At 61.6% G+C, this 23234-nt stretch carries 23 protein-coding genes; 7 read left to right on the forward strand and 16 right to left on the reverse strand.

The genetic code is table 11. The annotated features are described in order from the left end of the window. Nucleotides 1-33: 33 nt before the first annotated feature. Entirely contained in the window at nt 34-282 is a 249-nt protein-coding gene (locus ACST81_RS02445; protein WP_438751218.1) for a hypothetical protein, read from the reverse strand. Between the two features lie 126 nt (nt 283-408). Here ACST81_RS02445 and ACST81_RS02450 point away from each other — a divergent pair, with 126 nt between their 5' ends. Next, nucleotides 409-1317 carry an HpcH/HpaI aldolase/citrate lyase family protein gene (locus ACST81_RS02450; RefSeq protein ID WP_438751219.1) on the forward strand — a complete coding sequence of 303 codons (909 nt, stop codon included), beginning with the start codon at nt 409-411 and terminating at the stop codon, nt 1315-1317. Next, nucleotides 1314-1520, forward strand: coding sequence for a DUF1737 domain-containing protein (locus tag ACST81_RS02455; RefSeq protein ID WP_438751220.1), 207 nt, complete (start codon nt 1314-1316; stop codon nt 1518-1520). Before ACST81_RS02450 ends, ACST81_RS02455 begins: the two co-directional genes overlap by 4 nt. A 35-nt stretch (nt 1521-1555) precedes the next feature. On the opposite strand, the gene ACST81_RS02460 is transcribed toward ACST81_RS02455, so the two are convergent. Beyond that, nucleotides 1556-1990 (reverse strand): metallopeptidase family protein, encoded by a 435-nt coding sequence (locus ACST81_RS02460; protein WP_438751221.1) that lies wholly within the window; start codon nt 1988-1990, stop codon nt 1556-1558. A 170-nt stretch (nt 1991-2160) separates the two neighbouring features. Between ACST81_RS02460 and ACST81_RS02465 the strand changes: the two genes are divergently transcribed. From ACST81_RS02465 to bfr, 5 genes are all read left to right on the forward strand, one after another. After that, nucleotides 2161-3111: an ImuA family protein gene (locus ACST81_RS02465; protein WP_438751222.1), complete on the forward strand. Its 951-nt coding sequence runs from the start codon at nt 2161-2163 to the stop codon at nt 3109-3111. 40 nt (nt 3112-3151) lie between these two features. Next, nucleotides 3152-4579, forward strand: a complete 1428-nt coding sequence (locus ACST81_RS02470; protein ID WP_438753344.1) for a DUF6504 family protein — start codon at nt 3152-3154, stop codon at nt 4577-4579. Next, a complete protein-coding gene (locus tag ACST81_RS02475) occupies nt 4576-7911 on the forward strand; it encodes an error-prone DNA polymerase (protein WP_438751223.1) in 3336 nt (1111 codons plus the stop codon). Before ACST81_RS02470 ends, ACST81_RS02475 begins: the two co-directional genes overlap by 4 nt. A gap of 256 nt (nt 7912-8167) precedes the next feature. Continuing rightward, complete coding sequence (locus ACST81_RS02480; RefSeq protein ID WP_438753345.1) at nt 8168-8479, forward strand: (2Fe-2S)-binding protein; 312 nt, start codon at nt 8168-8170, stop codon at nt 8477-8479. Continuing rightward, on the forward strand, nt 8445-8930 hold the full coding sequence (gene bfr / locus ACST81_RS02485; RefSeq protein WP_438751224.1) for a bacterioferritin: 486 nt from the start codon (nt 8445-8447) through the stop codon (nt 8928-8930). The genes ACST81_RS02480 and bfr overlap by 35 nt, the downstream gene beginning before the upstream one ends. A 99-nt stretch (nt 8931-9029) precedes the next feature. Here bfr and ACST81_RS02490 read toward each other — a convergent pair whose 3' ends face one another. The 14 genes from ACST81_RS02490 to rpmA all read right to left on the reverse strand — a co-directional run bounded on the left by ACST81_RS02490 (nt 9030) and on the right by rpmA (nt 23186). Next, complete coding sequence (locus ACST81_RS02490; RefSeq protein ID WP_438751225.1) at nt 9030-9557, reverse strand: RNA pyrophosphohydrolase; 528 nt, start codon at nt 9555-9557, stop codon at nt 9030-9032. Between the two features lie 55 nt (nt 9558-9612). Further along, nucleotides 9613-10818, reverse strand: coding sequence for a divergent polysaccharide deacetylase family protein (locus tag ACST81_RS02495; RefSeq protein WP_438751226.1), 1206 nt, complete (start codon nt 10816-10818; stop codon nt 9613-9615). A gap of 139 nt (nt 10819-10957) precedes the next feature. Continuing rightward, nucleotides 10958-12280: a S41 family peptidase gene (locus ACST81_RS02500; protein WP_438751227.1), complete on the reverse strand. Its 1323-nt coding sequence runs from the start codon at nt 12278-12280 to the stop codon at nt 10958-10960. After that, on the reverse strand, nt 12270-13625 hold the full coding sequence (locus ACST81_RS02505) for a murein hydrolase activator EnvC family protein (RefSeq protein ID WP_438751228.1): 1356 nt from the start codon (nt 13623-13625) through the stop codon (nt 12270-12272). Before ACST81_RS02505 ends, ACST81_RS02500 begins: the two co-directional genes overlap by 11 nt. A gap of 204 nt (nt 13626-13829) precedes the next feature. Beyond that, nucleotides 13830-15887, reverse strand: a complete 2058-nt coding sequence (locus ACST81_RS02510) for a diguanylate cyclase (protein WP_438751229.1) — start codon at nt 15885-15887, stop codon at nt 13830-13832. Nucleotides 15888-16015: 128 nt separating this feature from the next. Then, complete coding sequence (gene rlmH / locus ACST81_RS02515; RefSeq protein WP_438751230.1) at nt 16016-16498, reverse strand: 23S rRNA (pseudouridine(1915)-N(3))-methyltransferase RlmH; 483 nt, start codon at nt 16496-16498, stop codon at nt 16016-16018. A gap of 231 nt (nt 16499-16729) precedes the next feature. After that, nucleotides 16730-17170 carry a ribosome silencing factor gene (gene rsfS, locus ACST81_RS02520; RefSeq protein ID WP_438753347.1) on the reverse strand — a complete coding sequence of 147 codons (441 nt, stop codon included), beginning with the start codon at nt 17168-17170 and terminating at the stop codon, nt 16730-16732. A gap of 90 nt (nt 17171-17260) precedes the next feature. Next, a complete protein-coding gene (locus tag ACST81_RS02525; protein ID WP_438753349.1) occupies nt 17261-17851 on the reverse strand; it encodes a nicotinate-nucleotide adenylyltransferase in 591 nt (196 codons plus the stop codon). 37 nt (nt 17852-17888) lie between these two features. Beyond that, nucleotides 17889-19169 carry a glutamate-5-semialdehyde dehydrogenase gene (locus ACST81_RS02530; protein ID WP_438751231.1) on the reverse strand — a complete coding sequence of 427 codons (1281 nt, stop codon included), beginning with the start codon at nt 19167-19169 and terminating at the stop codon, nt 17889-17891. Then, nucleotides 19162-20331 (reverse strand): glutamate 5-kinase, encoded by a 1170-nt coding sequence (gene proB / locus ACST81_RS02535; RefSeq protein ID WP_438751232.1) that lies wholly within the window; start codon nt 20329-20331, stop codon nt 19162-19164. The genes ACST81_RS02530 and proB overlap by 8 nt, the downstream gene beginning before the upstream one ends. 1 nt (nt 20332) lies before the next feature. Continuing rightward, nucleotides 20333-21349 carry a GTPase ObgE gene (obgE, locus tag ACST81_RS02540; RefSeq protein WP_438751233.1) on the reverse strand — a complete coding sequence of 339 codons (1017 nt, stop codon included), beginning with the start codon at nt 21347-21349 and terminating at the stop codon, nt 20333-20335. Nucleotides 21350-21555: 206 nt separating this feature from the next. Continuing rightward, on the reverse strand, nt 21556-22137 hold the full coding sequence (locus tag ACST81_RS02545) for a GNAT family N-acetyltransferase (protein WP_438751235.1): 582 nt from the start codon (nt 22135-22137) through the stop codon (nt 21556-21558). Further along, nucleotides 22134-22790: a GNAT family N-acetyltransferase gene (locus ACST81_RS02550; protein WP_438751236.1), complete on the reverse strand. Its 657-nt coding sequence runs from the start codon at nt 22788-22790 to the stop codon at nt 22134-22136. Before ACST81_RS02550 ends, ACST81_RS02545 begins: the two co-directional genes overlap by 4 nt. Nucleotides 22791-22916: 126 nt before the next feature. Then, the gene (rpmA, locus tag ACST81_RS02555) at nt 22917-23186 is read right to left on the reverse strand and encodes a 50S ribosomal protein L27 (protein ID WP_158476700.1); all 270 of its coding nucleotides are present in this window, start codon (nt 23184-23186) and stop codon (nt 22917-22919) included. Nucleotides 23187-23234 lie beyond the last annotated feature (48 nt).

Consider the following 23234-nt stretch of genomic DNA (forward strand, 5'->3'; position numbering starts at 1 on the left):
TCTCCGGCGGCCTGAGCCGGCCGTATGGCCGATTCACATATCGATGATCGTGCCGCGTCCATCATTCCAGATGCGCGGTTCGCGCTGGGGACGACGGCCGGCGGTGCGGTTCACCGTGGCGCGGAGAGGGCGGGGGGCAAGCCGTGCAGCAATCATCGTGCCGATCATCACCACCGAGGCGATGCCGAGAAGGGCAAGGCCGAGCGAGGCGGTGAAGACGAAGGCCATCACCGTGAAGGCGATGCCGGCGGCAGTCAGGAAGAGATTACGGATGCTTTGCATGGTCGTTACCTTTCGTTGCCCCAGATGTGGGCGTGCCCGCTCGGCTTTGCAAGAGGGGTACGAAGCGCGGGAGCCCGATCGCATGTCTGCCTTGCGAAAACGGCGAAAGGCGGGCAAGACTCCGTCATGAATTCACCCCGCGATCATCATCCCGCCCGCTTGCGCCGTTCCGTGCTCTGCGTTCCCGCCGACAATACCCGCGCCCTTACCAAGGTCGCGACGCTGTCCTGCGATGCGGTGATCTACGATCTCGAGGACGCCGTCCTGCCCGACAACAAGGTTTTGGCGCGTGAAACCCTGGCCGCGCATCTGGCGGGAGAGCGGCGGAGCGATCTCGAAATCGTCGTTCGCATCAACAGCCTCGGCTCGGGCTTCGGGGAAGCGGATCTCGCCGCGGTGCTCGACATGGCACCGGATGCGGTGCTGGTTCCCAAGGTCGAAAGCCCGCAGGATATCCAGGCGGTCGCGGATGTGCTGTCGGAAAGCGACGCACCCGACAGGCTGCGGCTCTGGGCGATGATCGAGACTCCGCGCGGCGTGCTCAATGCCGCCGCCATCGCCGAAACGGGCCGCACGCGCGGCGGGAGGCTCGATTGTTTCGTGCCGGGGCTGAACGACCTGCGCAAGGAGACCGGCGTGCCCGCCCTGCCCGGCCGCACCTATCTCGTGCCCTGGCTGATGCAGATCCTGCTCGCCGCCCGTGGCAGCGGATTGGATATCATCGATGCGGTGTTCAATGATTTTCGCGATGCTGCCGGCTTCGAGGCGGAATGCCGCCAGGGCCGCGCCATGGGCTTCGATGGCAAGATGCTGATCCATCCCGCCCAGATCGGCCCGGCCAATACCCATTTCGGCGTCGAGCAAGGCGCCGTCGCCGAGGCGCGCGCCATCATCCATGCCTTTGCGCTTGCCGAAAATGCGGATAAAGCCGTCATCAATCTCAACGGCCTGATGGTCGAGCGCCTGCATCTGGAACAGGCGTTGCGGCTTGCCGCCCGGGCCGATGCCATTCAACGAAAAGGAACAAACGCTTGAAACTCTATCGCTTCCTGACCGCCGTCGACGACGCCACCTTCTGCCACAAGGTCACCGCCGCCCTCAACAAGGGCTGGGGCCTGCATGGCTCGCCGACCTATGCCTTCGACCAGGAAACCAGGACGATGATGTGCGGCCAAGCCGTGGTCAAGGATGTCGAAGGCAAGGACTATACCCCGGACACCAAGCTGTCCGAACATTGATTCACGCTGTCGGCAGGCTGGAGCGGAATGCCGTTTCAGCCGCCGACATGCTCGACGCTGGCCTCGATCCGCTCCATGTCGTCGTCCGACAGACCGAAATGATGGCCGATCTCGTGGATCAGCACATGGGTGATGATATCGCCCAGCGTCTCCTCGTTCTCAGCCCAATAGTCGAGGATCGGCCGGCGGTAGAGGATGATACGGTTCGGCATCTCGCCGGTTTCCATGGTAAAACGCTCGCCGAGTCCGCGGCCTTCGAACAGTCCGAGAAGATCGAACGGCGTTTCCAGAGCCATGTCCTCGAAAACGTCCTCGGTCGGAAAATCATCGATCTCAATGGTGAGGTCGGTGGCCAGCGCGCGGAGTTCCTCCGGCAGATGGCTGTAAGCCTCCAGTGCCAGGGATTCGAATGTGCTGATTGTTGGCGCGTGGCGTTCCCGCCAATCGTCGCTCTGGTCTATGCGGGCCATGGGCACTCCTTACTTGCCCCTTGATATAGCCATTTCCCCAGCGTTTTTCGAGGGTTGAATTTTCCGGTGAAAAGTCAAGGAATAAATTCTCAAGATTCACCGTTGACTCTTTTTCGAAGCTCTGGAATCTATAAGAACATAACAGGAACAAACTGAACTGGAGTGACGTCATGGGGCAATCGACCATGACGCGCGAGCGGCTTTCTGCGCTCCGCGAAACCATTTCGCGGCTCGAAAATGAAAACGTGCCGGGACTGTTGAAGACCGCCAGAAAGGGCAATTCGGCGGGTTTCGGGCTGACGGCCGAAAAGGAGGAGGAAGGTGTCTCTGGCCCAGTCCTGCCGCTGGGTGTCGATGCGCTCGATGCCGTCCTGCAGGGCGGCCTGCCGCTCGGCGGGTTGACGGAAGTCCGCACAGTGGAAACACGGGATGCCGGCGCTGCCTTGGGATTTGTCCTGGCGCTGGCGGTGCTCTGCCAGTCCGATCGCCGCCGGCAGCCGGGTGCGCCCATTCTCTGGATCGGCCAGGGCATGGCGGCGTCCGAGGCGGGGCACCCCTATGGTTGCGGATTGGAAGCCTATGGTCTCGACACCGGCTGTTGCATTTTCAGCAGTCCGCGCACCGTGCTTGACGCGCTGTGGATCGCCGAGGCGGCGCTGTCGGTACCGGTCTTCACGGCCATCATTCTGGAAGTGCGCGGCAACCCCGCGCATTTCGGCCTGAACGAAAGCCGCCGCCTGCATCTGCGGGCGCGGGCTGGCAAGGTGCCGATCCTGCTCTTGCGCCAGGCGGGCGGGGAAGAGGCAAGCAGCGCGCTTTTCCGTTTCCTCGTCACCCCTGCCCGCGCCACCGGCCGGCCGCTTCCGGACGGATCGCTCCTCACCGGCAGCATCGGCAATCCGGTCTTTCGCGTCACCGTCGAAAAAAGCAGGGCTTTCGCATCCCTCGCGTTCTTAATGGAGTGGAATTCCCATGCCCGCCGTTTCCGCCACATCCTCCCAGAGACAGCCGCTTCTTACGCAGAACCAGCGTATCCTCTCGCTGAATTTCCCGCATCTGCCGGCGGACCGGGTGGCGCGGATGAAATGGGGCGCGTCATGGCTTTCCAGAAAGCGTCCTGACCATCCGCCGCTGGTCTTCGTCGATCGCATCCAGAATGCCATGCGCATCGTCGCGCTGGATACTTGCGGCGAAAAGAGCGGGCTGAAGCGAGGCCAGGGTCTGGCCGAGGCGCGGGCCATGTGTCCGGGCATCGAGATCATCCCAGCCGATCCGGCCGCGGACAAGGCGCTTTTGACCTCGCTTGCCGACTGGTGCGACCGCTACACGCCGCTCGTCGCACTCGACGGAGAAAACGGCCTTTATCTCGACATTACCGGCTGCGTCCATCTGCACGGCAACGAGAAATCGCTTCTCTCCGATATCCTGTCCCGACTTTTCGGCCTCGGCATCGAGGCGCGGGGCGCAATCTCTTCTTCGGCCGGCCTGTCCTGGGCCATGGCACGTTATCGCTCGGGGGAAATCACCGCGCCACAGCAGGCTGAAGAGGTTCTCTCTCCCCTGCCCCTTGCCGCGCTGAGATTGCCGCTGGAGGCGATCCAGACGCTGGCCCGGGTCGGCCTGAAGACGGTTGGCGATATCATCGTCTTGCCGCGCGCCCCGCTTGCCCGCCGCTTCGGACCCTCGGTGCTTCTGCGTCTCGACCAGGCGCTCGGTTTCGAGGATGAGCCGCTGTCGCCGCGCCTGCCGGTCGCCAGCCTGTCGGCGGAGCGCCGCCTTGCCTCTCCCATCCAGGACGAGGACGACATTCTCGAACTGACCCTGCAGCTGGCCAGAAGCCTGCGGCAGCGTTTCGAGGAGCGCGAGGAAGGCGGCCGCCTGTTCGAGCTCGTGTTGTTTCGGGTGGACGGCCGGGTGTTTCGCATCCGGGCCGCAACCTCGGCGGCGTCCAGGGATCCGGAGCGAATCTCTGCGCTCTACCGCGAACGCCTGCAAGCCATCCATGACGATCTCGATGTCGGCTACGGTTTTGAAATCCTGCGCCTCTGCGTCCTGAAGACGGAACACACTGCCACCGTCCAGGAGGATTTTTCCGGCAAATCCGACCCCGCCCGCTCGCTGTCGGCCTTTGCCGATCGCGTTTTGGCCCGGTTCGGACCGGAGAGCCTGTCGGTTCTGGTTCTCCAGGAAAGCCATGTGCCGGAACGGGCAACGAATTTCATGCCGGTAGCCGATATTGCCCGGCCTTCCACCGCGGGGAAAGCCGATGCGCCGGTAGCCGCTCCGCTGCCCTCGACGCGCCCGCTGCGGCTTTTCCGCCATCCCGAGCGGGTCGATGCCATCGCGGCGGAATTGCCGGAAGGGGCGCCCGCCAGCTTCAAATGGCGCCGCACCACCTATCAGGTGGCTCGCGCCGAGGGGCCAGAACGGATCGCCGGCGAATGGTGGATTGACGGAGAGGATGCACTGACGCGTGATTATTTCCGGGTCGAGGATGCCGACGGCCGGCGCTTCTGGCTGTTCCGCGACGGTCTCTACGGCGAGATGGCCGCCTCGCCGCAATGGTTCATGCACGGGATTTTCGCATGAGCGACGTTCCCGCCTTCTATGAACTCGGCGCCCGGACCAATTATTCCTTCCTGCAGGGTTCGGCGCCGGCCGAAATCATGGTGGTCACCGCGCAGAAAATCGGGCTGGGCGGGATCGGCATCGCGGACCGCAACACGGTAGCGGGCGTGGTGCGTGCCCATGCCAAGGCGAAGGTGGAGAAATACCGGTTCCAGCCCGGCGCCCGGCTGGTCTTTGCCGACGGCACGCCCGACATTCTCGCCTATCCGCGAAACCGTCGGGGCTGGGCGCATCTGTGCCGAATGCTCAGTGCCGGAAACCTGCGCACGACAAAGGGAAGCTGCACGCTTTTCCTGTCGGACCTGCTCGAATGGCAGGACGAACTCCAACTGATCGTCATGGAGGATGCGGGCCGCCCTGATCCGGAAAAGCTGACGGCGCTTTTGCTCAAGCTGCGCGACTATGCCGGACAGCAGCTCTTTCTCGGCATGACGCCGCGGTATGACGGCTTCGATCATCATGATTTCGCCTGCCTGGCGATGATCGCGGCAAGGACCGGAACCCGGCTGATCGCCACGAACGATGCGCTTTATCATGCCCCGGAGTTTCGTCCGGTCGCCGATGTCGTCACCGCCATCCGCGAACATGTCACGATCGCCAATGCCGGGTTGCGTCTGCAGGCCAATGCCGAGCGGCATCTGAAAAATCCAAAGGAAATGGCCCGGATATTCCGGAATTATCCCGACGCCATCGCCAATACGGAAAAATTCTTTCGCCGGCTATCGTTCAATCTGGAGGAGCTTAAGCACAATTATCCGACCGAGGCCCATGGGGATGAAACGCCGGCGCAGCGGCTGCGGCGGCTGGTCGAGGAAGGGGCGGTTAATCGTTATCCGAAGGGCGTTCCCGACAGTGTCAGGGCAAAGATCGAATACGAACTCGACCTGATCCACTTCAAACAGTACGAGCCCTATTTCCTAACGGTACACAAGCTGGTCGAATTTGCGCGTAGACAGCATATCCTGTGCCAGGGGCGCGGATCGGCCGCCAATTCCTCGGTCTGCTACTGCCTCGGTGTCACCGAGGTCGATCCGGACAAATTCACCCTTCTGTTCGACCGATTCCTGTCGCGTGATCGGGATGAACCGCCGGATATCGACATCGATTTCGAACATGCCCGCCGCGAAGAGGTGATCCAGTACATCTACCGCGAATACGGCAAGGAGCATGCGGGTCTCGCAGCGGCGGTCATCAGCTACCGTGCCCGCTCGGCCGGCCGCGAGGTGGCCAAGGTCTTCGGTCTTTCCGAAGACGTGCAATCGGCGCTGTCCGGCTCGATCTGGGGCTGGTGGACCTCGTCTTTTTCAGAAGAGCAGGCAAAGGCCGCCGGCCTCGACATGACCGATCCGACGACATTGCGGGTTCTGAACTATGCCGGCCTGCTGATGGAATATCCGCGGCATCTGTCGCAACATGTCGGCGGCTTCGTCATCACCAAGGATCGCCTCGACGAGATCGTGCCGATCATGAACACCGCCATGCCCGATCGTTACATGGTCGAATGGGACAAGGATGATCTGGATATCTTGAAAATCCTCAAGGTCGATGTCCTGGCGCTCGGCATGCTGACCTGCCTCGCCAAGGCCTTCAAGCTGCTGGAGAACCATTACAACGAGCCCAGGCAACTGTCGCAGATTTACGAGGATATTCAACCAGACGTCTACGACATGATCTGTCGGGCCGATACGATTGGTGTCTTTCAGATCGAAAGCCGGGCGCAGATGAGCATGCTGCCCCGCCTGAAGCCCCGCGAATTCTACGATCTGGTGATCGAGGTCGCGATCGTGCGTCCCGGGCCGATCCAGGGAAACATGGTGCATCCCTACCTGCAGCGGAGGCAAAATCCTGATGCGGTGGATTATCCGAGCGAAGCGTTACGGGGAGTCCTGAAAAGAACGCTCGGTGTACCATTGTTCCAGGAACAGGCGATGCAGATCGCCATTACCGCCGCCGACTTTACGCCGGCCGAAGCCGATCAGTTGCGCCGGGCCATGGCGACCTTCCGGCGGACGGGACAGGTCGCGAATTTCGAACAGCGCATGATCAACGGCATGCTCAAGAATGGCTATGAGCGTGAATTCGCGGAGCGCTGTTTCAATCAGATCAAGGGGTTCGGGGAATACGGCTTTCCGGAAAGCCATGCCGCGTCCTTCGCCCTGCTCGTCTATGCCTCCTCCTGGTTCAAGACCTATTATCCCGATGTCTTCTGTGCCGCGATGCTCAATTCCCAGCCGATGGGTTTCTACCCGCCGGCCCAACTGGTGCGGGATGCGCGCGAGCATGGCGTGAAGGTTCTGCCCGTCGATATCAACATATCGGAGTGGGACGCGGCCCTCGAGGGCGAGGCGATGTTCGATCCCATGCATATCGAACCGCGGCACCGGGAGATGCGCGGCGTCATCAAGACACGAAAGGCGATCCGGCTTGGCTTTTCACTGGTCAAGGGCCTGCGGCAGAAGGACATGGAAATGCTGCTTGCCCACCGCGGGGCCGGATATTCTTCCGTTCGCGATCTCTGGCTGCGGTCCGGTCTGACACGGGCAGTCATCGAACGGCTGGCGGATGCGGATGCCTTCCGTTCCATCGGGCTTGATCGCCGCGCCGCACTCTGGGCGGTCAAGTCGCTGGATGAAAAGTCGGCGGCGGAGCGTTTGCCGCTGTTCGAGCAAGCGGGGCAGGATGAATTTCAACACGAACCGGCGGTGATGCTGCCACAGATGCCGCAGGGTGAGCATGTCATCAATGATTACCGCTACCTCACCCTGTCGCTGAAGGCGCATCCGGTTTCCTTTTTGCGGGAGGATTTTTCAAGGCAGGGCATCGTCACCAACCGGAGCCTCGATACAGTGAAAAACGGGCGCATGGTCACGGTGGCCGGCCTGGTTCTGGTGCGCCAGCGGCCGGGAACGGCCAAGGGCGTGATCTTCATGACGCTGGAGGACGAAACCGGCGTTTCCAACGCGATCGTCTGGAAGGATGTCTTCAACAGATATCGACCGGTGGTGATGGGCGCGCGCCTCGTCAAGATCAGGGGCCGGCTGCAAAGCGCCAGCGGCGTCATCCATGTCGTGGCAAGCCATCTGGAAGACATGACGCCGGCACTCGGCATCCTGCAGAAGGAAGCGCGCGGTTTCGGCGTCAATGCGCGCTCGGACGAAGTGTTGCGACCGACGGACGATCATCGGCAGAAGCATCTGTTTCGAAAGGGCGGCCTGATCCATGAGGAGGTACAGAATCAGATGGATCTGATCGAGACAGCAAGCGTCATGCCGAAGGGACGCAATTTCCATTGAGCATGCAGCTTGCACCGGTTGTAACAAAATTTGTTCGGCTTTTTTGTCACTCAAGAAAACTTGAATCCTGTCGCAAATGGCATTCCGTCCTTTGCGTCTCAAGTTTAAGCCAATGAAAATACGATGCTTTTTGTCAAGTTTAGAATTGCTCTAATATAATGAGCGCCACAAGCTGCCTGACATTTTTGTTGACAGTAAATATCCGCTTTTGCTTTATGGAAGGAATTCAGTGCGTTGCGTATCACGGGCAGGCGAGATGCTGGTTTGTAGCTGCAATTTCATCACCGATAAGGACATTGAAAACACGATCATCGAGCTTCTCGATGAGGACTGTTGGCAGCTGATCGTGCCCGCGAAAGTCTATCACGCCATGGAAAAGCGCGGCCGTTGCTGCGGCTGTTTCCCGAATGTCGTCGATATCATCATCCGTACCACCGAGCAGTATCATGCCGGCCGGCCCTCGACGGATGACAAGATTTTTGATTTCATGACCCGCCTCAAACAATTCCATGAAGAAAACAGGAGAGCGGATCTTGAAAGGCGACAAAACAGTCATCGAGCGGCTTAACGAAGCCCTTTATCTCGAACTCGGTGCCGTCAACCAGTATTGGGTCCATTATCGTCTCCTCGACGACTGGGGCTATACGCTGTTGGCGAAGAAGGAGCGCGCCGAATCGATCGAGGAAATGCAGCATGCGGACAAGCTGATTGCGCGCATCATCTTCCTTGAAGGCCACCCGAACCTGCAGACGGTCGCGCCGTTGCGCATCGGCCAGAACGTCAAGGAAGTGCTGGAAGCCGACCTCGCCGGCGAATACGATGCCCGCGCGGCGTACAAAAAGTCCCGCGACATCTGTCATGACGCCGGCGACTATGTGTCGATGAAGCTGTTCGAAGAGCTGCTGATCGACGAAGAAGGCCATATCGACTTCCTCGAAACCCAGATCGATCTCTTCAACAAGATCGGCGCGGAAAAATACGGCCAGCTCAACGCCGCCCCGGCCAACGAAGCCGAATAGGTTATCACGTCGCAAAAATGCCCGCCTTGGTCTCCACGGCGGGCATTTTTGTTTAGAGCAGTCCATGATGCTTGAAGGGCTGTACTGAAAACGGCCTCGCTACCCTTCCAGATGCTTGAAGGCGGCCACCACCTTTTCGTAGACGTCGCGCTTGAAGCTGACGATCAGGCTCGGCAATTCATCCATCGGCTTCCAGGCCCATTCGTCGAATTCCGGTTCATGACCGCCCGGCGGCGGATTGATGGCGATCTCGGAATCATCGCCCTCGAAGCGGAAGGCGAACCAGCGCTGCGTCTGGCCGCGATACTTGCCCTTGAGGCCGATGCCGACCAGGTGAGCGGGCAGGTCGTAATTGATCCAGTCGGGCGCTTCGGCCAGAAGCGAGATCGTTTTCATGCCCGTTTCTTCATAAAGCTCGCGATAAGCGGCCTTTTCCGGATCCTCGCCCTTGTCGATGCCACCCTGCGGCATCTGCCAGAGCTGCGACGAGCCGTCATATTCCGAATTGCCGATGGCGATCCGCCGTCCGGCCCAGACGAGACCTTGGCGGTTGAGCACCATGATCCCGACGCAGGGGCGGTAGGGAAGATCCTCGGCTTTCACGGGTTTCGACGTGTCCTTGCTCATGCGGTTCCCCTACTCATGTCATTCGGCGCATCTGAAATCCGCGCCGGGTTCCACGCTATTGTTGTTGCGGATCCTTGACGAGGGCCGAAACGCCGACGAATTCGATGCCGCGCGAATCCGCCTCGTCAACCCACTGGGCGATGGCCGAAACGCTTTCATCAAAGGCGGAGGCGACGCCGATGGCGCTGCCGTTGCGGCGGGCAATGCGTTCCAGTTCGTCAAGCTTCTTCAGGATCGCGGTGCGGTCCAGTTCGCTGTCGACGACCATGTCGGCGAAACCATGCGGCACGCCGATCGTATCAGCCAGCGTGCCCGTCAACGACTGGGCCGATGTCCCGTCGTCGAGGAACAGCAGGCCGCGCCGGCCAATATCTCGCATCACCGGCTCCAGCGCATCGGCATCGGAAAGGAACCGGCCGCCGAGGAAGTTCATGATGCCGGTATAGTTGGTGATCTGCGCGAGCGACGTATGCAGTTCCGAAAGGTTCTTCTGCGCATCGATCCCGACGCGCAGCGTATGCGGGCCAGGATTGTTGTCCGGATAATCGAAAGGCTCGAACGGAACCTGCAGCACAATTTCATGGCCGCCGCGCCGGGCTTCCTGCATCCAGCGCTGCAGGCTGTTGCCGGTTGCGGCAAAGCCCAAGGTGATCTCGGGCTGCAACTGGGCAATCGCGTTCTGCGTGCCCGTCTGGCTGAGGCCCAATCCGCCGACGACCAGCGCGATGCGGACTCCGCGCGCGCCGGATGACAGCCTTGCATATTGATCCATCGGCCTCAGGCCATCCGGCCCGACGATGGGCAGGCGGCCTTCGGGGCTGTCTTCCAAGAGCTCATCGTTGGGAAACGCCGCCATGCGCGGATCCTGGCCCTTGGTTGGACCGACCTTGATGAAGGCCGGGCCTTCGCCGTCACGCTGTTTGGGAGAGAACTTGGTGACGATGGAGCCGTCATTGTTCAACGTTTCCTCCACATGGGCGCCGGAGAGCGCGCCGCTTGCCTTCTGTCCATTGGGCTTGTCGGCATCCGGGGCCTTGTTTCCGGCAGTCTTTCCATCCGTCTGAGACGCGTCCGCAAGGTTCTGCTCAGGCTCCGGTGTGATCAGCCCGGTCGGCCGCAGACCGACCCAGACGGAAACGCCGACCAGCGCGATGACGCCCATGCCAAGCAGAATGCGACCGAAGGAAAGGCTCGATTTGCGAGCTCCGGAGGAACGCGACTTGCGGTTCTGACCAAGAGGAGCGTTGAGATCTGTTCCCAAGAAGGGCCTCTGTCGCGCTGGGTTGCCGTGAATAGAAGCCGTGAAGGCTATCGGTGGAGTGGAATCGAAACCGCCGCCCGGCAGGAACCGGGCGGCGAAATCATGTAACGCGATCCGCCATGATGGCGAAATCGGTGCCTTATGGCTTCAGTTCGGCCTTTTCCGGATTGGCTGGGAAGGCCGGGTCCGACTTCTTGCCGCGCAGCAGGTCGAGTGCGTAGTTCAGCTGCAGGTCGTCCTTGGCTTCCGGCGGGACATAGGCAACCGAGCCGGAGCCTTCGTCGTTCTCGTTCTGGCCCTTGATATGACCGCGCAGACTGGATTCGCTTGTGGTTTCCACCTTGCCGAGCAGTTCCGGCGGCAGCGGCTGTTCGACCTTGATATCCGGCGATATGCCGGTGCCCTGGATCGATTTGCCCGACGGCGTGTAATAGAGCGCGGTGGTCAGACGTAGCGCACCGGCTTCGCCGAGCGGGATGATGGTCTGGACCGAACCCTTGCCGAAGGACCGCGTGCCGAGAACGGTGGCGCGCTTCAGGTCCTGCAGGGCGCCGGCGACGATTTCGGAAGCCGAAGCCGAGCCGCCGTTGACGAGCACGATGACCGGCTTGTGATCGGTGAGATCACCGGCCGTCGCGTTGAAGCGACGGGTTTCGTCCGGGTTGCGGCCGCGGGTCGAAACGACCTCGCCGCGCTCCAGGAAGGCGTCGGAAACGTTGATTGCCTGGTCGAGCAGACCACCCGGGTTGAGACGCAGGTCAAGCACATAGCCCTTCAGCTTGTCGGCCGGAACCTGTGCCTGGATCTTTTCGATCGCGTTCTTCAGATCGTCATAGGTCTTTTCAGTGAAGGAAATCACGCGGACATAGCCGACGTCGCCCTCGACACGGAACTTGACGGCACGCACGGCGATGATGTCGCGGACGATCGTCAGTTCGATCGGCTTGTCGGCGCCCTTGCGCAGGATGGTCAGCTTGATCGGCTTGCCGACGGCGCCGCGCATCTTGTCGACGGCTTCCTCGAGCTTGAGGCCGCGCACATCGGCGCCGTCGATCTTCGAGATGAAGTCGCCGGCGAGAACGCCCGCCTTGGCGGCCGGGGTGTCGTCGATCGGGCTGGTCACCTTGACGAGGTCGTCTTCCATCGTGACTTCGATGCCGAGACCGCCGAACTCACCCTTGGTCTGGGTGCGCATGTCTTCCGCGTCGGTGGAATTCATGTAGCTGGAATGCGGGTCAAGCGAGGAGAGCATGCCGTTGATGGCATTCTCGATGAGCTTGTCGTCCTGCGGCGGCGTCACATACTGCGCGCGTACGCGCTCGAACACGTCGCCGAAGATCGACAGTTCGCGGTATGTCGATGGATTGGCCGCGACGGCCGGGACGACGGACGAGTAAACAACGCCCATGGCGGTTGCACCCATCAGTGCTCCGACCAGAACAAGTGAAGCCCTACGAATCATTGCGTGCCTTTCCGGTGTCTGCTGCGGTCCACCATGGTCGGGAATCAACCGGTTTTCCGTCTTTCCTGAATTCAATGTAAAGTGTTGGCCGTTCTGTTTCCAGCGCCAATGCGGCCGCGCTGGCCACTCTTTTGTTACCCATGGTGCCCAGTGGCTCGCCGGCGACGACGAATTGCCCCTGCTGTACGCTGACGCTTTCCAGTCCCGACAGAACGACGTGATAGCCGTCGCCGGGATTGAGGATGATCATCTGGCCGTAGCTGCGAAACGTTCCGGCAAAGACAATCCAGCCATCCGAAGGCGCCGTTACCAGAGCCCCCGCATTGGTCTCGAGCATCATGCCCTGCAACGAATGTCCGGTGCCGTCGGCATCGCCGAAGTGGCGCAGGATCGATCCGGCAACCGGAAGCGCGAGCTTTTTCTGCAAATCCGAAAACGCATATGCAGGCGCAATGCGGTTTTTGTCGGGCGTTGTCGATTTTGCCAGTTCACGAGCTTCCTCGCGCTGCGCTTCCGACATCTGGCGGCGGTTTTCTTCCTCGATCCGGGCTGCCTCCGCAGCGTCGCGAACCGAGGCGATCTGGGTTTCGATCGAACCGATCAGACCTTCCAGGCTGGTGGCCTGGCTTGCCAGTTGCTCCGCCTTGCGACGTTCGGAAGCGAGCTCGGTCGTGCTACGCTGCTTGAGCTTCTGTTTCTCCGCAATCAGCATGTTCATGCGTCGCTCTTCCTCGAGCCGCGATGCCATATCTTCGCCAAGGGTTTGTTTTTGCGCGGTGATCTCTTTGCGCACACCGGACAGCGCCTGGAGATCGGCTGCGAGGTTCTCCGTCTCGTGGCGAATGCCGGGCACGACCGCGCCGAGCAGGATGGCGCTGCGCACCGAGCCGAGCGCATCCTCGGGCGTGACGAGCAGCGCCGGCGGCGGATTGCGACCCATGCGCTGCAGGGCGGCCAGCACCTCGGCCAGCACGCCGCGCCTAGCGCGCAGCGAGCGATGCACCGCGTCTTCCTTGATGCGCAGGGTCGTCAGTTTTTCTTCGCCATCGACGATCTGCTGTTCCAGCGCCTTGCGCTTGTCGGCGGAAGTGACGATCGCTGATCGTAACGATTCGCTGGTCTTTTCGAGATCGACGATGCTCGCTTGCAACTCGGCAGCGCGATCATTCGATAAGGTGATGGTTTTCGACAGTGCTTCCAGCTCGCTGCGCGTGCTGTCGCGCTTGAGTTGCAGCGCTGCGGCGGGATCATTCTGTGCGGTCGCCTGTCCGGCTGCGGGGCGTTCCGTTGTGTCGGTTGTCTGGGCAGAAGCATTTACGCCGAGAAGCAGGGCCGCCGAAAACATGCTCGCACGGAAGCAAAGCCAACCGGTATATACCGGTCGCGCTTTTCCCGTCCGCTTCGCCGCGTCAATTGTCATCCCGCCATTCGCTGTCAGCCGCCCGTCCGCGCAAACCCTATGCTGATTTGGCCCGTGTCGCCAACAGCCTTTGCCCGCAATTGCGGCATCCGAATGGCAGCGCCGGCGCGGTTCCCGGGCAAGGCGCGGTCAGGCCGAAGCACGCTGGCGATCCGCCGGCATTTCGCTGCGCGCCAGGACGGCGCGGATTTGTTCCAGCGCCAGCGAGGCAAAGCCGCGCAAGAGTTCAAGCTGATCGTCGGAAAACGCGGCACGGGGCGCCTGATCAGCGATGCACAGGTTTCCGAGCGTCGTGCCGGTCTCGGCATCGATCAGCGGCGCGCCGGCATAGAAGCGGATGTGCGGATTGCCCTTGACCACAGCATTGCCGGCAAACCGCACGTCGCGGGTGGCGTCGAGAACGACCAGCGCATCCAGGTCGGCAAGCGCATGGGCGCAGAAGGAGAGATCGCGCGTCGTGCCGTCGCTCGCAAGCCCGCTGCGTCCGACGAAACTCTGGTGCGTGGTCTCGATCAGGGTCACGAAGGCCATGCTGGTTCCAAAGGATTGCGCCGCCATATGGCTGACGCGGTCGAGGCCGACGCTGACTTCCTGCGTCATATGGGTCAGCGCGGCCTTGACGCGTGCGACACGGATCGCTTCGTTTTTCGGAATCGGGGCAGGAATGCCGTGTTCGACCTGCGCATGGGTAACCACCCGGTTGCGACCGCTGCGCTTGGCGCCATAGAGCGCCTGGTCGGCAGCGGCGACCAGTTCGGCTGCGGTCTCCGGTGGTATGCCTGTCTGTGAAACATAGGTCGCCGCGCCGAGGCTTGCGGTAACATAGCCGGTGTGGCTGCGCGCATGTGAAATCATCAGCTTCTCGATCGCGGCGCGAACGTCCTCGGCCACGGCTTCGACGCCGTTTGCATCCGTGTTTGGAAGAATGATGGCAATTTCCTCGCCGCCATAGCGCGCCACCATGTCCGTCGGGCGTTTCAGGTGAAGCTGGATCGTCTGCGCGATCGCCTTCAGACAGTCGTCGCCGGCCTGGTGGCCATAGAGGTCGTTGAAGAGCTTGAAGCGATCGACGTCGATCATGATGACGGAAAGCGGTTCGTCGGCCTTGAGCGCATTGGCGAATTCGGTTTCGAGCGCGTTGTCGAAGCGTCGGCGGTTATAGAGGCCGGTCAGGCCGTCGACATGGGCGAGCGTCCGGTAGCGCTGCTCATTCGATCGCCGCTGGCGCAATTCCGCGCCGAGCATGACCGACAGGCCGGCGACGCAGATCGCCAGCACGGCAAAAGCGATGCCGGTCGTGACTGCCAGCCGGTTCCAGCCGGCATAGATTTCCTCCACCGATTGGCCGACGGCAACGATCAAAGGCAGGTCATCGACATGGCTGGCGCTGAACAGGCGCTCGACCTTGTCGATGGGAGACGCGGCGGCGAACGGCTCGTCGGCGGATGCCAGTTGCCAGAACATCGGTGAAGTCACATAGTTCCTGCCGACCGCGCTGTGAATATCCGGGGTGCGCAACAGAAGCGTGCCATCGGTCGCATAGAGGCTGACGGCACCCTTATCGCCCAGTTCCAGCGACCGGAACAGCGGCTCGAAACCATCCAGCCGCAGCGAAAAGACGGCGACGCCCGAAAATTGGTTGGTGCGGTCCGTCAGTCGCCGGCTGAGCGTGACGACGACTTCCCCGAGTGGCGAGATCGTGACCGTCTTCGGGGTGAAGAGGGTGTCGCCGGTGGTGCGTTCGTGGGTGAAGAAATAGGATTCGTTGGCGAAATTCGTGCGCGTTCGCGGACTGGTCTCCGAACTCAGCACGAGATTGCCGCGCACATCGAGGATGTAGATTTCGCCGAGCGCAGCCTGGGTCGCCGAGCCGCCGAGAAGCGCCTTGCGGGCCTGCTGGTCGAAGCGGAAATCCGGATTGTGGCGCAGCATCTGCCGGACCGAGAGCAGCGCTTGGTCGGCATTGCGGAAGGATTGCAGGATGTCGCGGCGGATGGAGGCATCGAGATTGCGTGCGCCGATCCCGGCCTGTTTCCAGGCTTGCTGGCGCTGGTCGATCAGGAGGGCTGCGAACAGGGCTGTGAAGCCGATGAGGATGGAAAACAGCACCACGGCCCAAAGGAAACCGAGCGGTCGCCGCCGGCCAGTCGCCTTCCCCTTCGCCATCCATTCCATAAGGCTTTTCAAGATATTGCCGTCCTCTCGCCCCGTGCCGCTCCAGCAATGTCGCAACCGGACACATGACGTCGGAAAGGATAGAGCTGGACGATTAACGGCTGATTACGCCGAGAGGGCTACTCCCCAGATCTCGCTACTCAAACCCGGTGATAGGGATGTCCGGACAGGATGGTGACGGCGCGGTAGAGTTGCTCGGCGATCAGGATGCGAACCAGTTGGTGTGGCCACGTCAATTTGCCAAGGCAGATGACGGCGTCCGCCTTGGCGTGAAGCGCCGGATCCAGCCCGTCGGCGCCGCCGATCGCCACGATCAGGTCGCGCTTGCCGCTGTCGCGGAAGTTTCCAATGAGAGACGCGAAGGCTTCGGAATCGAGCGCCTTGCCGCGTTCGTCGAGCAGGATGAGGAGGCTGGACTCCGGTAGGGATTTTTCCAGCAGCGCCGCTTCTTCGCGTTTGCGGGTATCCGCGCTGGAGGCGCGGCTTTCGGCGACTTCGATCACGCGCGAGAATTCAAGGCCGATGGCAGGCCCGGTCTTGGCGAAGCGGTCGAGATAACGGGCGGCAAGGTCTTTCTCTGGCCCCGCTTTCAGGCGCCCGACGGCAAAAAGACCAACCCGCATGTTCAACAACCCCGTGTTCGCTGCTTCGGGGAAGCAATAGCGTATTTTTATCGTCCGATCCGCCGGCAAAGACGGAGACATCGAAGGCAGGACATATGGACAGCGTCCGAGAAAACGCTCGTCCCGGAAACGTCGCCTTCCTTCAGACGCACAATCAGGTCATGTCCCTAGCATGATGCAGGTTCCAGTCATGCTGTCACCGCCCGCTCGGCGTCCGAGGACGCGCGACGCTCAGTGCAATGTGCCGTCTTCCATGTCCGGCGCGGCCCACATCTTCTCGATGTTGTAGAACTCGCGGATTTCCGGGCGGAACACGTGGATGATGATGTCGCCGCTATCGATCAGCACCCAGTCGCCGGTATCGAGTCCTTCGACGCGTGCATTGCCCTGGCCGCCTTCCTTGAGGTCGGTGATCAGGTGATCGGCGATCGCCATGACATGCCTGCTCGAGCGCCCGGAGACAACGACCATGTAGTCTCCCAAGGCCGATTTTCCGGCAATGTTGATCGTGACAATATCTTCTGCCTTCGAGTCCTCGAGACTGCCAAGGACCAGTTGAAGAGCGCGGGCAGCGGCTTCGTCGCTGCGTTCCGGGCTTTTAGGGAAGATGCGTGTGACATTTCCCTTGGCTTGTACTGTTGTCAGGGTTTTTCCTTTCCGTTTGACATACAGGCACTGCACGATTCGAATGTCGGTCGAACCGGTACCTTAAATGTAGGCATCAATGCCTTAACGTTTCAAGACGTCAGAAATAAATCACGGTTAATCATTGTTTACGTTTTGTCGCAGCGCCGTCGAACTCAAGGGGGAGCGCGGCCCATGGATAAAGGTCCAGGCGGGCGCCTTGCGGAAGGCGAGTGCGGCCGCGCGATCCTCGTCAACGCGTGCATATTCGAAGGTCCGTGCCATTTTCGACGAGAGATAGGAAAGCGTGGCACCCGGCCTATCGATGACGGCGATCGGGAAGGTGCAGGCGATCTTCTGCCAGTCCTGCCAATGGTGGAAGCTCCTCAGATTGTCGGCACCCATGATCCAGACGAAGCGGATCGCCCGGTTCTTCTCTCGAATCTTCTCCAGCGTGCGGGCCGTATAGCTCTGGCCGAGCGACTGTTCGAACGCCGTCACCTTGATGCGCGGATCATCGGCGATGGCTTCGCTGAGCGCGATGCGCTCGGCAAGCGGCGCAAGCTGGTGGCGGCTCTTCAGGGGGTTACCGGGCGTCACCATCCACCAGAGCTGGTCAAGGCCAAGCCGGCGCAGTGCGATATCGGCCACCAGCACATGGCCGTCATGCGGCGGATTGAACGAGCCGCCGAACAGGCCGACCTTCATGCCGCTCTCGACATGGGGCATCTTCAGGTAAAAGGGATCGACGTCGCCCGAATGCACCTTATGGCCGGACCTGACCGGTGCCGCGCACCCTGTATTTGAACGAGGTCAGCTGCTCCACGCCGACCGGGCCGCGCGCATGCATCTTGCCCGTCGCAATGCCGATTTCGCCGCCCATGCCGAACTCGCCGCCATCGGCGAACTGGGTCGAGGCATTGTGCAGCAGGATGGCCGAATCGACTTCCGCGAAGAAGCGCTCGACAACAATTGGATCCTCGGCAATGACGGCTTCCGTGTGCGACGAGGACCAGGTGGCGATATGATCGATCGCGCCTTCGACGCCGTCGACCAGCGTTACCGAAATGATCGCATCGAGATATTCCGTCGCCCAGTCTTCTTCCGTCGCGGCGATCAGGCCGGGAACGATCGTGCGGACATCCTCGCTGGCGCGGACCTCGCAGCCGGAATCGCGCAGGGCAGCAACCAGCGGCGCCACAAATGTGTCAGCGGCGGCGCGGTCGATGAGCAGGGTCTCGGCCGAGCCGCAGACGCCGGTGCGGCGCATTTTGGCGTTGACGATGATTTTCCTTGCCATGTCCAGATCGGCCGACTTATCGACATAGACGTGGCAGAGGCCTTCGAGATGGGCAAAGACCGGTACGCGGGCCTCGTTCTGGACGCGCGCGACCAGGCTCTTGCCGCCCCGCGGCACAATCACGTCAATCGAGCCGCCAAGACCCGTGAGCATGGCACCGACGGCCGAACGATCGGCGACGGGCACCATCTGGATCGCATGCTCTGGAAGGCCGGCATCCTTCAATCCCTGCACCAGGCAGGCATGGATAGCCTGCGATGAATGCAGACTGTCGGAGCCGCCGCGCAGGATGACGGCATTGCCGGCCTTGAGGCAGAGCGCACCGGCATCCGCCGTCACGTTCGGGCGGCTTTCATAGATGACGCCGATGACGCCGAGCGGCGTGCGCACGCGCTCGATATGCAGGCCGTTCGGACGGTCCCACTCGGCGATCACGTGGCCGACAGGGTCGGGAAGTTCGGCGATGGCGCGGATGGCATTGGCCATGTCGAGCACGCGGTTTTCCGACAGGGTCAGTCGGTCAAGGAAGGAGGCGGCAACGCCGGTCTCGCGGGCGTTTTCCAGATCGAGCACATTGGCGGCGAGGATATCGTCCTTGCGGGCGACGATCGCGGCGGCCATGCTGACGAGGGCGGCATGCTTGCGCTCGGCCGATGCGGTGGCAAGTGGACGGCTGGCGGCGCGGGCCTGGCGGCCGATCACGGCCATGATCTCCTGGATCTCTTTCTTTCTCACGTCATCAAGCATGCACGTCGCTCCTTACCCCATCCGTCTCTCGCCTGGGCAGCGACGTCATCACCATGTCGTCGCGATGGACCATGGCGGCGCGTCCGGCATAACCGAGAATGACGGCAATTTCCGCCGATTTCTTGCCGGCGATCTGCCGGGCTTCATCGGCATCGTAACCGGCAAGACCACGGGCGATTTCACGACCCTCGGCGCCAATGATGGCGATCGTGTCGCCACGACTGAACGCGCCGGTGACCTGGCGCACGCCGGCGGGCAGAAGGCTCTTTCCGGACCGAAGGGCAGTTTCGGCGCCGGTATCGATGGCAAGACTTCCAGCCGGCAGCAACTGGCCGGCAATCCAGGTCTTGCGCGCGGTGACCGGCGAACCGGAGGGCGCGAACCAGGAGGAGCGAGCGCCCTCGCCGATCGCCGACAGCGGATGATTGACCTTGCCGGAAGCGATGATCATGGCGCAGCCGGAACCGGTGGCGATCTTGCCGGCATCGATCTTGGTGCGCATGCCGCCGCGCGACAGTTCGGACGCGGCGCCGCCGGCCATCGCCTCAATCTGCGGCGTGATTTCCAGAATGGTTTCGAGGAAGCGCGCTTCTGGGTCGAGATGTGGCGGCGCCGTATAGAGCCCATCGATATCCGACAGCAACACCAGCAGGTCGGCACCGGTCATGGTGGCGACGCGGGCGGCCAGGCGGTCGTTGTCGCCATAGCGGATTTCGCTGGTGGCAACCGTATCGTTCTCGTTGATGATTGGCACCGCGCCCATTTTCAGGAGCTGGTTGATCGTCGCGCGGGCGTTGAGGTAGCGACGGCGCTCCTCGGTATCGCCGAGCGTCAGCAGGATCTGGCCGGCAACGATCTCGTCGGTCGACAGGCTTTCCGACCAGGCGCGGGCAAGCGCGATCTGGCCAACAGCCGCCGCCGCCTGGCTTTCCTCCAGCTTCAGCGCGCCGGAGGGAAGATCGAGAACCGATCGGCCAAGCGCGATTGCACCAGAGGAGACGACGAGTACGTCAATACCCTTTGCCCGCAAGGCGGCGATATCGGCGCACATGGCGTTCAGCCAATGCTTCTTCAGGCCGGTCTTGCGATCGACCAACAGGGCCGAGCCGATCTTGATCACAATCCGGCGGTACTTTTCCAGCGGTTTGCGGGTCGCGCCCATATCAATCTTCTTCTTCGCCGGTATATGTCTGGGCGGCGACAATGATGTCGCGCAAGGCCCGCAGCGCCTCCGTCATGCCGGTACCGACAACGGCCGACAGCAGCAGCGGCGTCTTGCCGCAAACCTTGGCCAGTTCCTTCTGCTTCTTTTTCAATTCGGTCGGATCAAGGATATCGATCTGCGACAAGGCGACGATCTCAGGCTTGCCGGTCAACTCGCCGCCATAAGCTTCAAGCTCGTGCTTCACGGTTTTGTAGGCCTTGGCGACATTCTCTTCCTGCGCCGAGACGAGATGCAGCAGCACGCGCGTGCGCTCGACATGGCCGAGGAAGCGATCACCCAGCCCGACACCGTCATGGGCACCCTCGATCAGGCCGGGAATATCGGCGAGGATGAATTCTCGGCCGTCGATCGTCGCCACGCCGAGGTTCGGGTGCAGCGTCGTGAACGGATAATTGGCGATTTTCGGACGGGCGCGGGTGACAGTCGCGAGGAAGGTCGACTTGCCGGCATTCGGCAGCCCGACCAGCCCGGCATCGGCGATCAGCTTCAACCGCAGCCAGATGGTCTTTTCTTCCCCTTCGAGGCCCGGATTGGCCCAGTTCGGCGCCTGGTTGGTCGAGGATTTGAAATGGGTATTGCCGAAGCCGCCATTGCCGCCGGCGGCGAGGCGAAACCGCTGACCCTCGGCGATCATGTCGACGATCATCGTCTCGGAATCTTCCTCGAAAATCTGCGTGCCGACCGGGACCTTGAGCGTCACATCGGCGCCACCGGCGCCCGTGCGGTTGCGGCCCATGCCGTGAATGCCGGTGCCGCCCTTGAAATGCTGCTGGAAGCGGAAGTCGATGAGGGTGTTGAGGCCATTGACGGCCTCGATCCAGACATCGCCGCCACGGCCGCCATCGCCGCCATCGGGGCCGCCGAACTCGATGAATTTCTCGCGCCGGAACGACACGGCGCCAGCACCGCCGTCGCCGGATCGAATATAGACTTTTGCTTCATCGAGAAATTTCATCGCACTGCCATCTGTTGTGTGTCTTTGCCTGCCCTTTATGCCGCCATCGATATAGACGCCTGCCTGTCAGGTCAAAGATTATCGTGAAGTCAAAAGCCGCGACACCCCAAGGAGTGCCTGCCTTTGCTGCATTGATCCGCCCGCATTCCGACCGGCAGAATCGTCTTCAAAAAAACGGCCGGCGAAAAGTCGCCGGCCGTAACCGTTCAGGGCCTGCGCAGATCGACCGCCGTGATCCGGGTTTCGATATGGCTGACCATGCTGGTGCGCGCCAGCGCATAGATCTGGGCGCAGCCGGTGATCTCGAAACCGAGCTTCTTCTGCAGCTTCAGCGAGCCTGCATTGTCGGCGAAGACGCCGGAATGCAGGGTGGTGCCGGGCATGCGCCGGAAGAAGCGCTCGATCGCCGCATGCACGGCTTCGCCGGCATAGCCCCGGTTCCAGTAGAACCGGTTCAGCCAGTAGCCGACATGCCACTGGCCATGACGAAGCTCGATACCGACGCAGCCGATATGGACATCATCGCCGGTGGTGATCGCCAGCGTCCAGCCGGCAAACAGACCGGAACCCTGGCGGATCAGCCAGTCGAGCGCATCGGAGCGGTGATAGGGAACCGGAACCCGCGCCAACATGCGCGAGACCTGGTAATCGCCGAGCGATTGTGCCACCGCATCCGCATCGGAGAGCCGGTGCGGACGCAGGACGAGGCGGGCCGTTTCGATCGTCGGGCAGGGGCCAGGATCGGGACGGACAGCGGCCTTCGGCCGTTCGCGAAGATGAGCGGTCATCTCATGCCTCCCCAACTGCGCAACGACATCCAGGTCTTGCGGTCGAGCCGATACCATTCGACCGACATCATGCCGCCGAGCGCCAGGCTGTCGACCATGCCCGAGCCCTGGAACTGGAAACCGCACTTCTGGATGACCCGCCGTGAGGCGACATTCATGACCCGGCATCGCGCATCGATCTGGTCGATGTCGCGGGTCCGGAAGGCCATGTCGGTCAGCGCCTGGGCGGCTTCCGTTGCATAGCTCTTGTTCCAGTGCGGTTCGCCCAGCCAGTAGCCAAGCTCCGCCGTCCTGCCATCGGGATGCGGCTCGATACCGCAGCAGCCGAGGAATGCGCCATTGTCCGCTTTGGTAATCGCATAGACGCACTTGCCAATCTCGCCCGTTTTCGTACGGCGTACGAAGTCCGCGGCATCGGCCACCGTGTACGGGTGCGGCATGCGCGAGACCATGGTGGCGATATTGGCATTGTTGGCAAGATGGGCAAGGGCGTCGATATCGTCTTCATGGGGCGCGCGCAAAACGAGCCTTGGCGATAACAATATCGGGCAATCGGTCCTTGACCGCTGAGGCCGCAGCCTCTCCTGAGAAGATTCCAGGGAATCTTCCCGGGGAGACCGTGATTGGCTCTCCCTCAACAATTCGCTCTGCATGTTCAGTCCTCCAAGACGTGAAAAAGGGGAGATCGGGCATCGCCCCATCTCCCCTTTTGATCTTGGCCTGAACGGTATGCGTCAGCCGGGTCGATGAGACGCCGGCTGTTTTAGAGCGCTACCGGCTTATTCCGCTGCTTCGGCTTTCGGCATGACAGACACGTACACGCGGCCATTGGCCTTCGTACGGTAGTTCACATTGCCGGCCGTCAGTGCAAAAATGGTGTGGTCCTTGCCGAGGCCAACATTGGCGCCCGGATGCCACTGCGTTCCGCGCTGACGCAGAATGATGTTGCCCGGAATGACGACTTCGCCACCGAACTTCTTCACGCCAAGGCGCTTGGAGTTGGAATCGCGACCGTTGCGCGAGGAACCGCCAGCTTTTTTGTGTGCCATGGTATGTCTCCTTTAAACCTTAAGTCCGTTGTCTCAGTTTGCAGCTTC

Source organism: Pararhizobium sp. O133, from assembly GCF_051669845.1.
Classification (GTDB): Bacteria; Pseudomonadota; Alphaproteobacteria; order Rhizobiales; family Rhizobiaceae; genus Pararhizobium.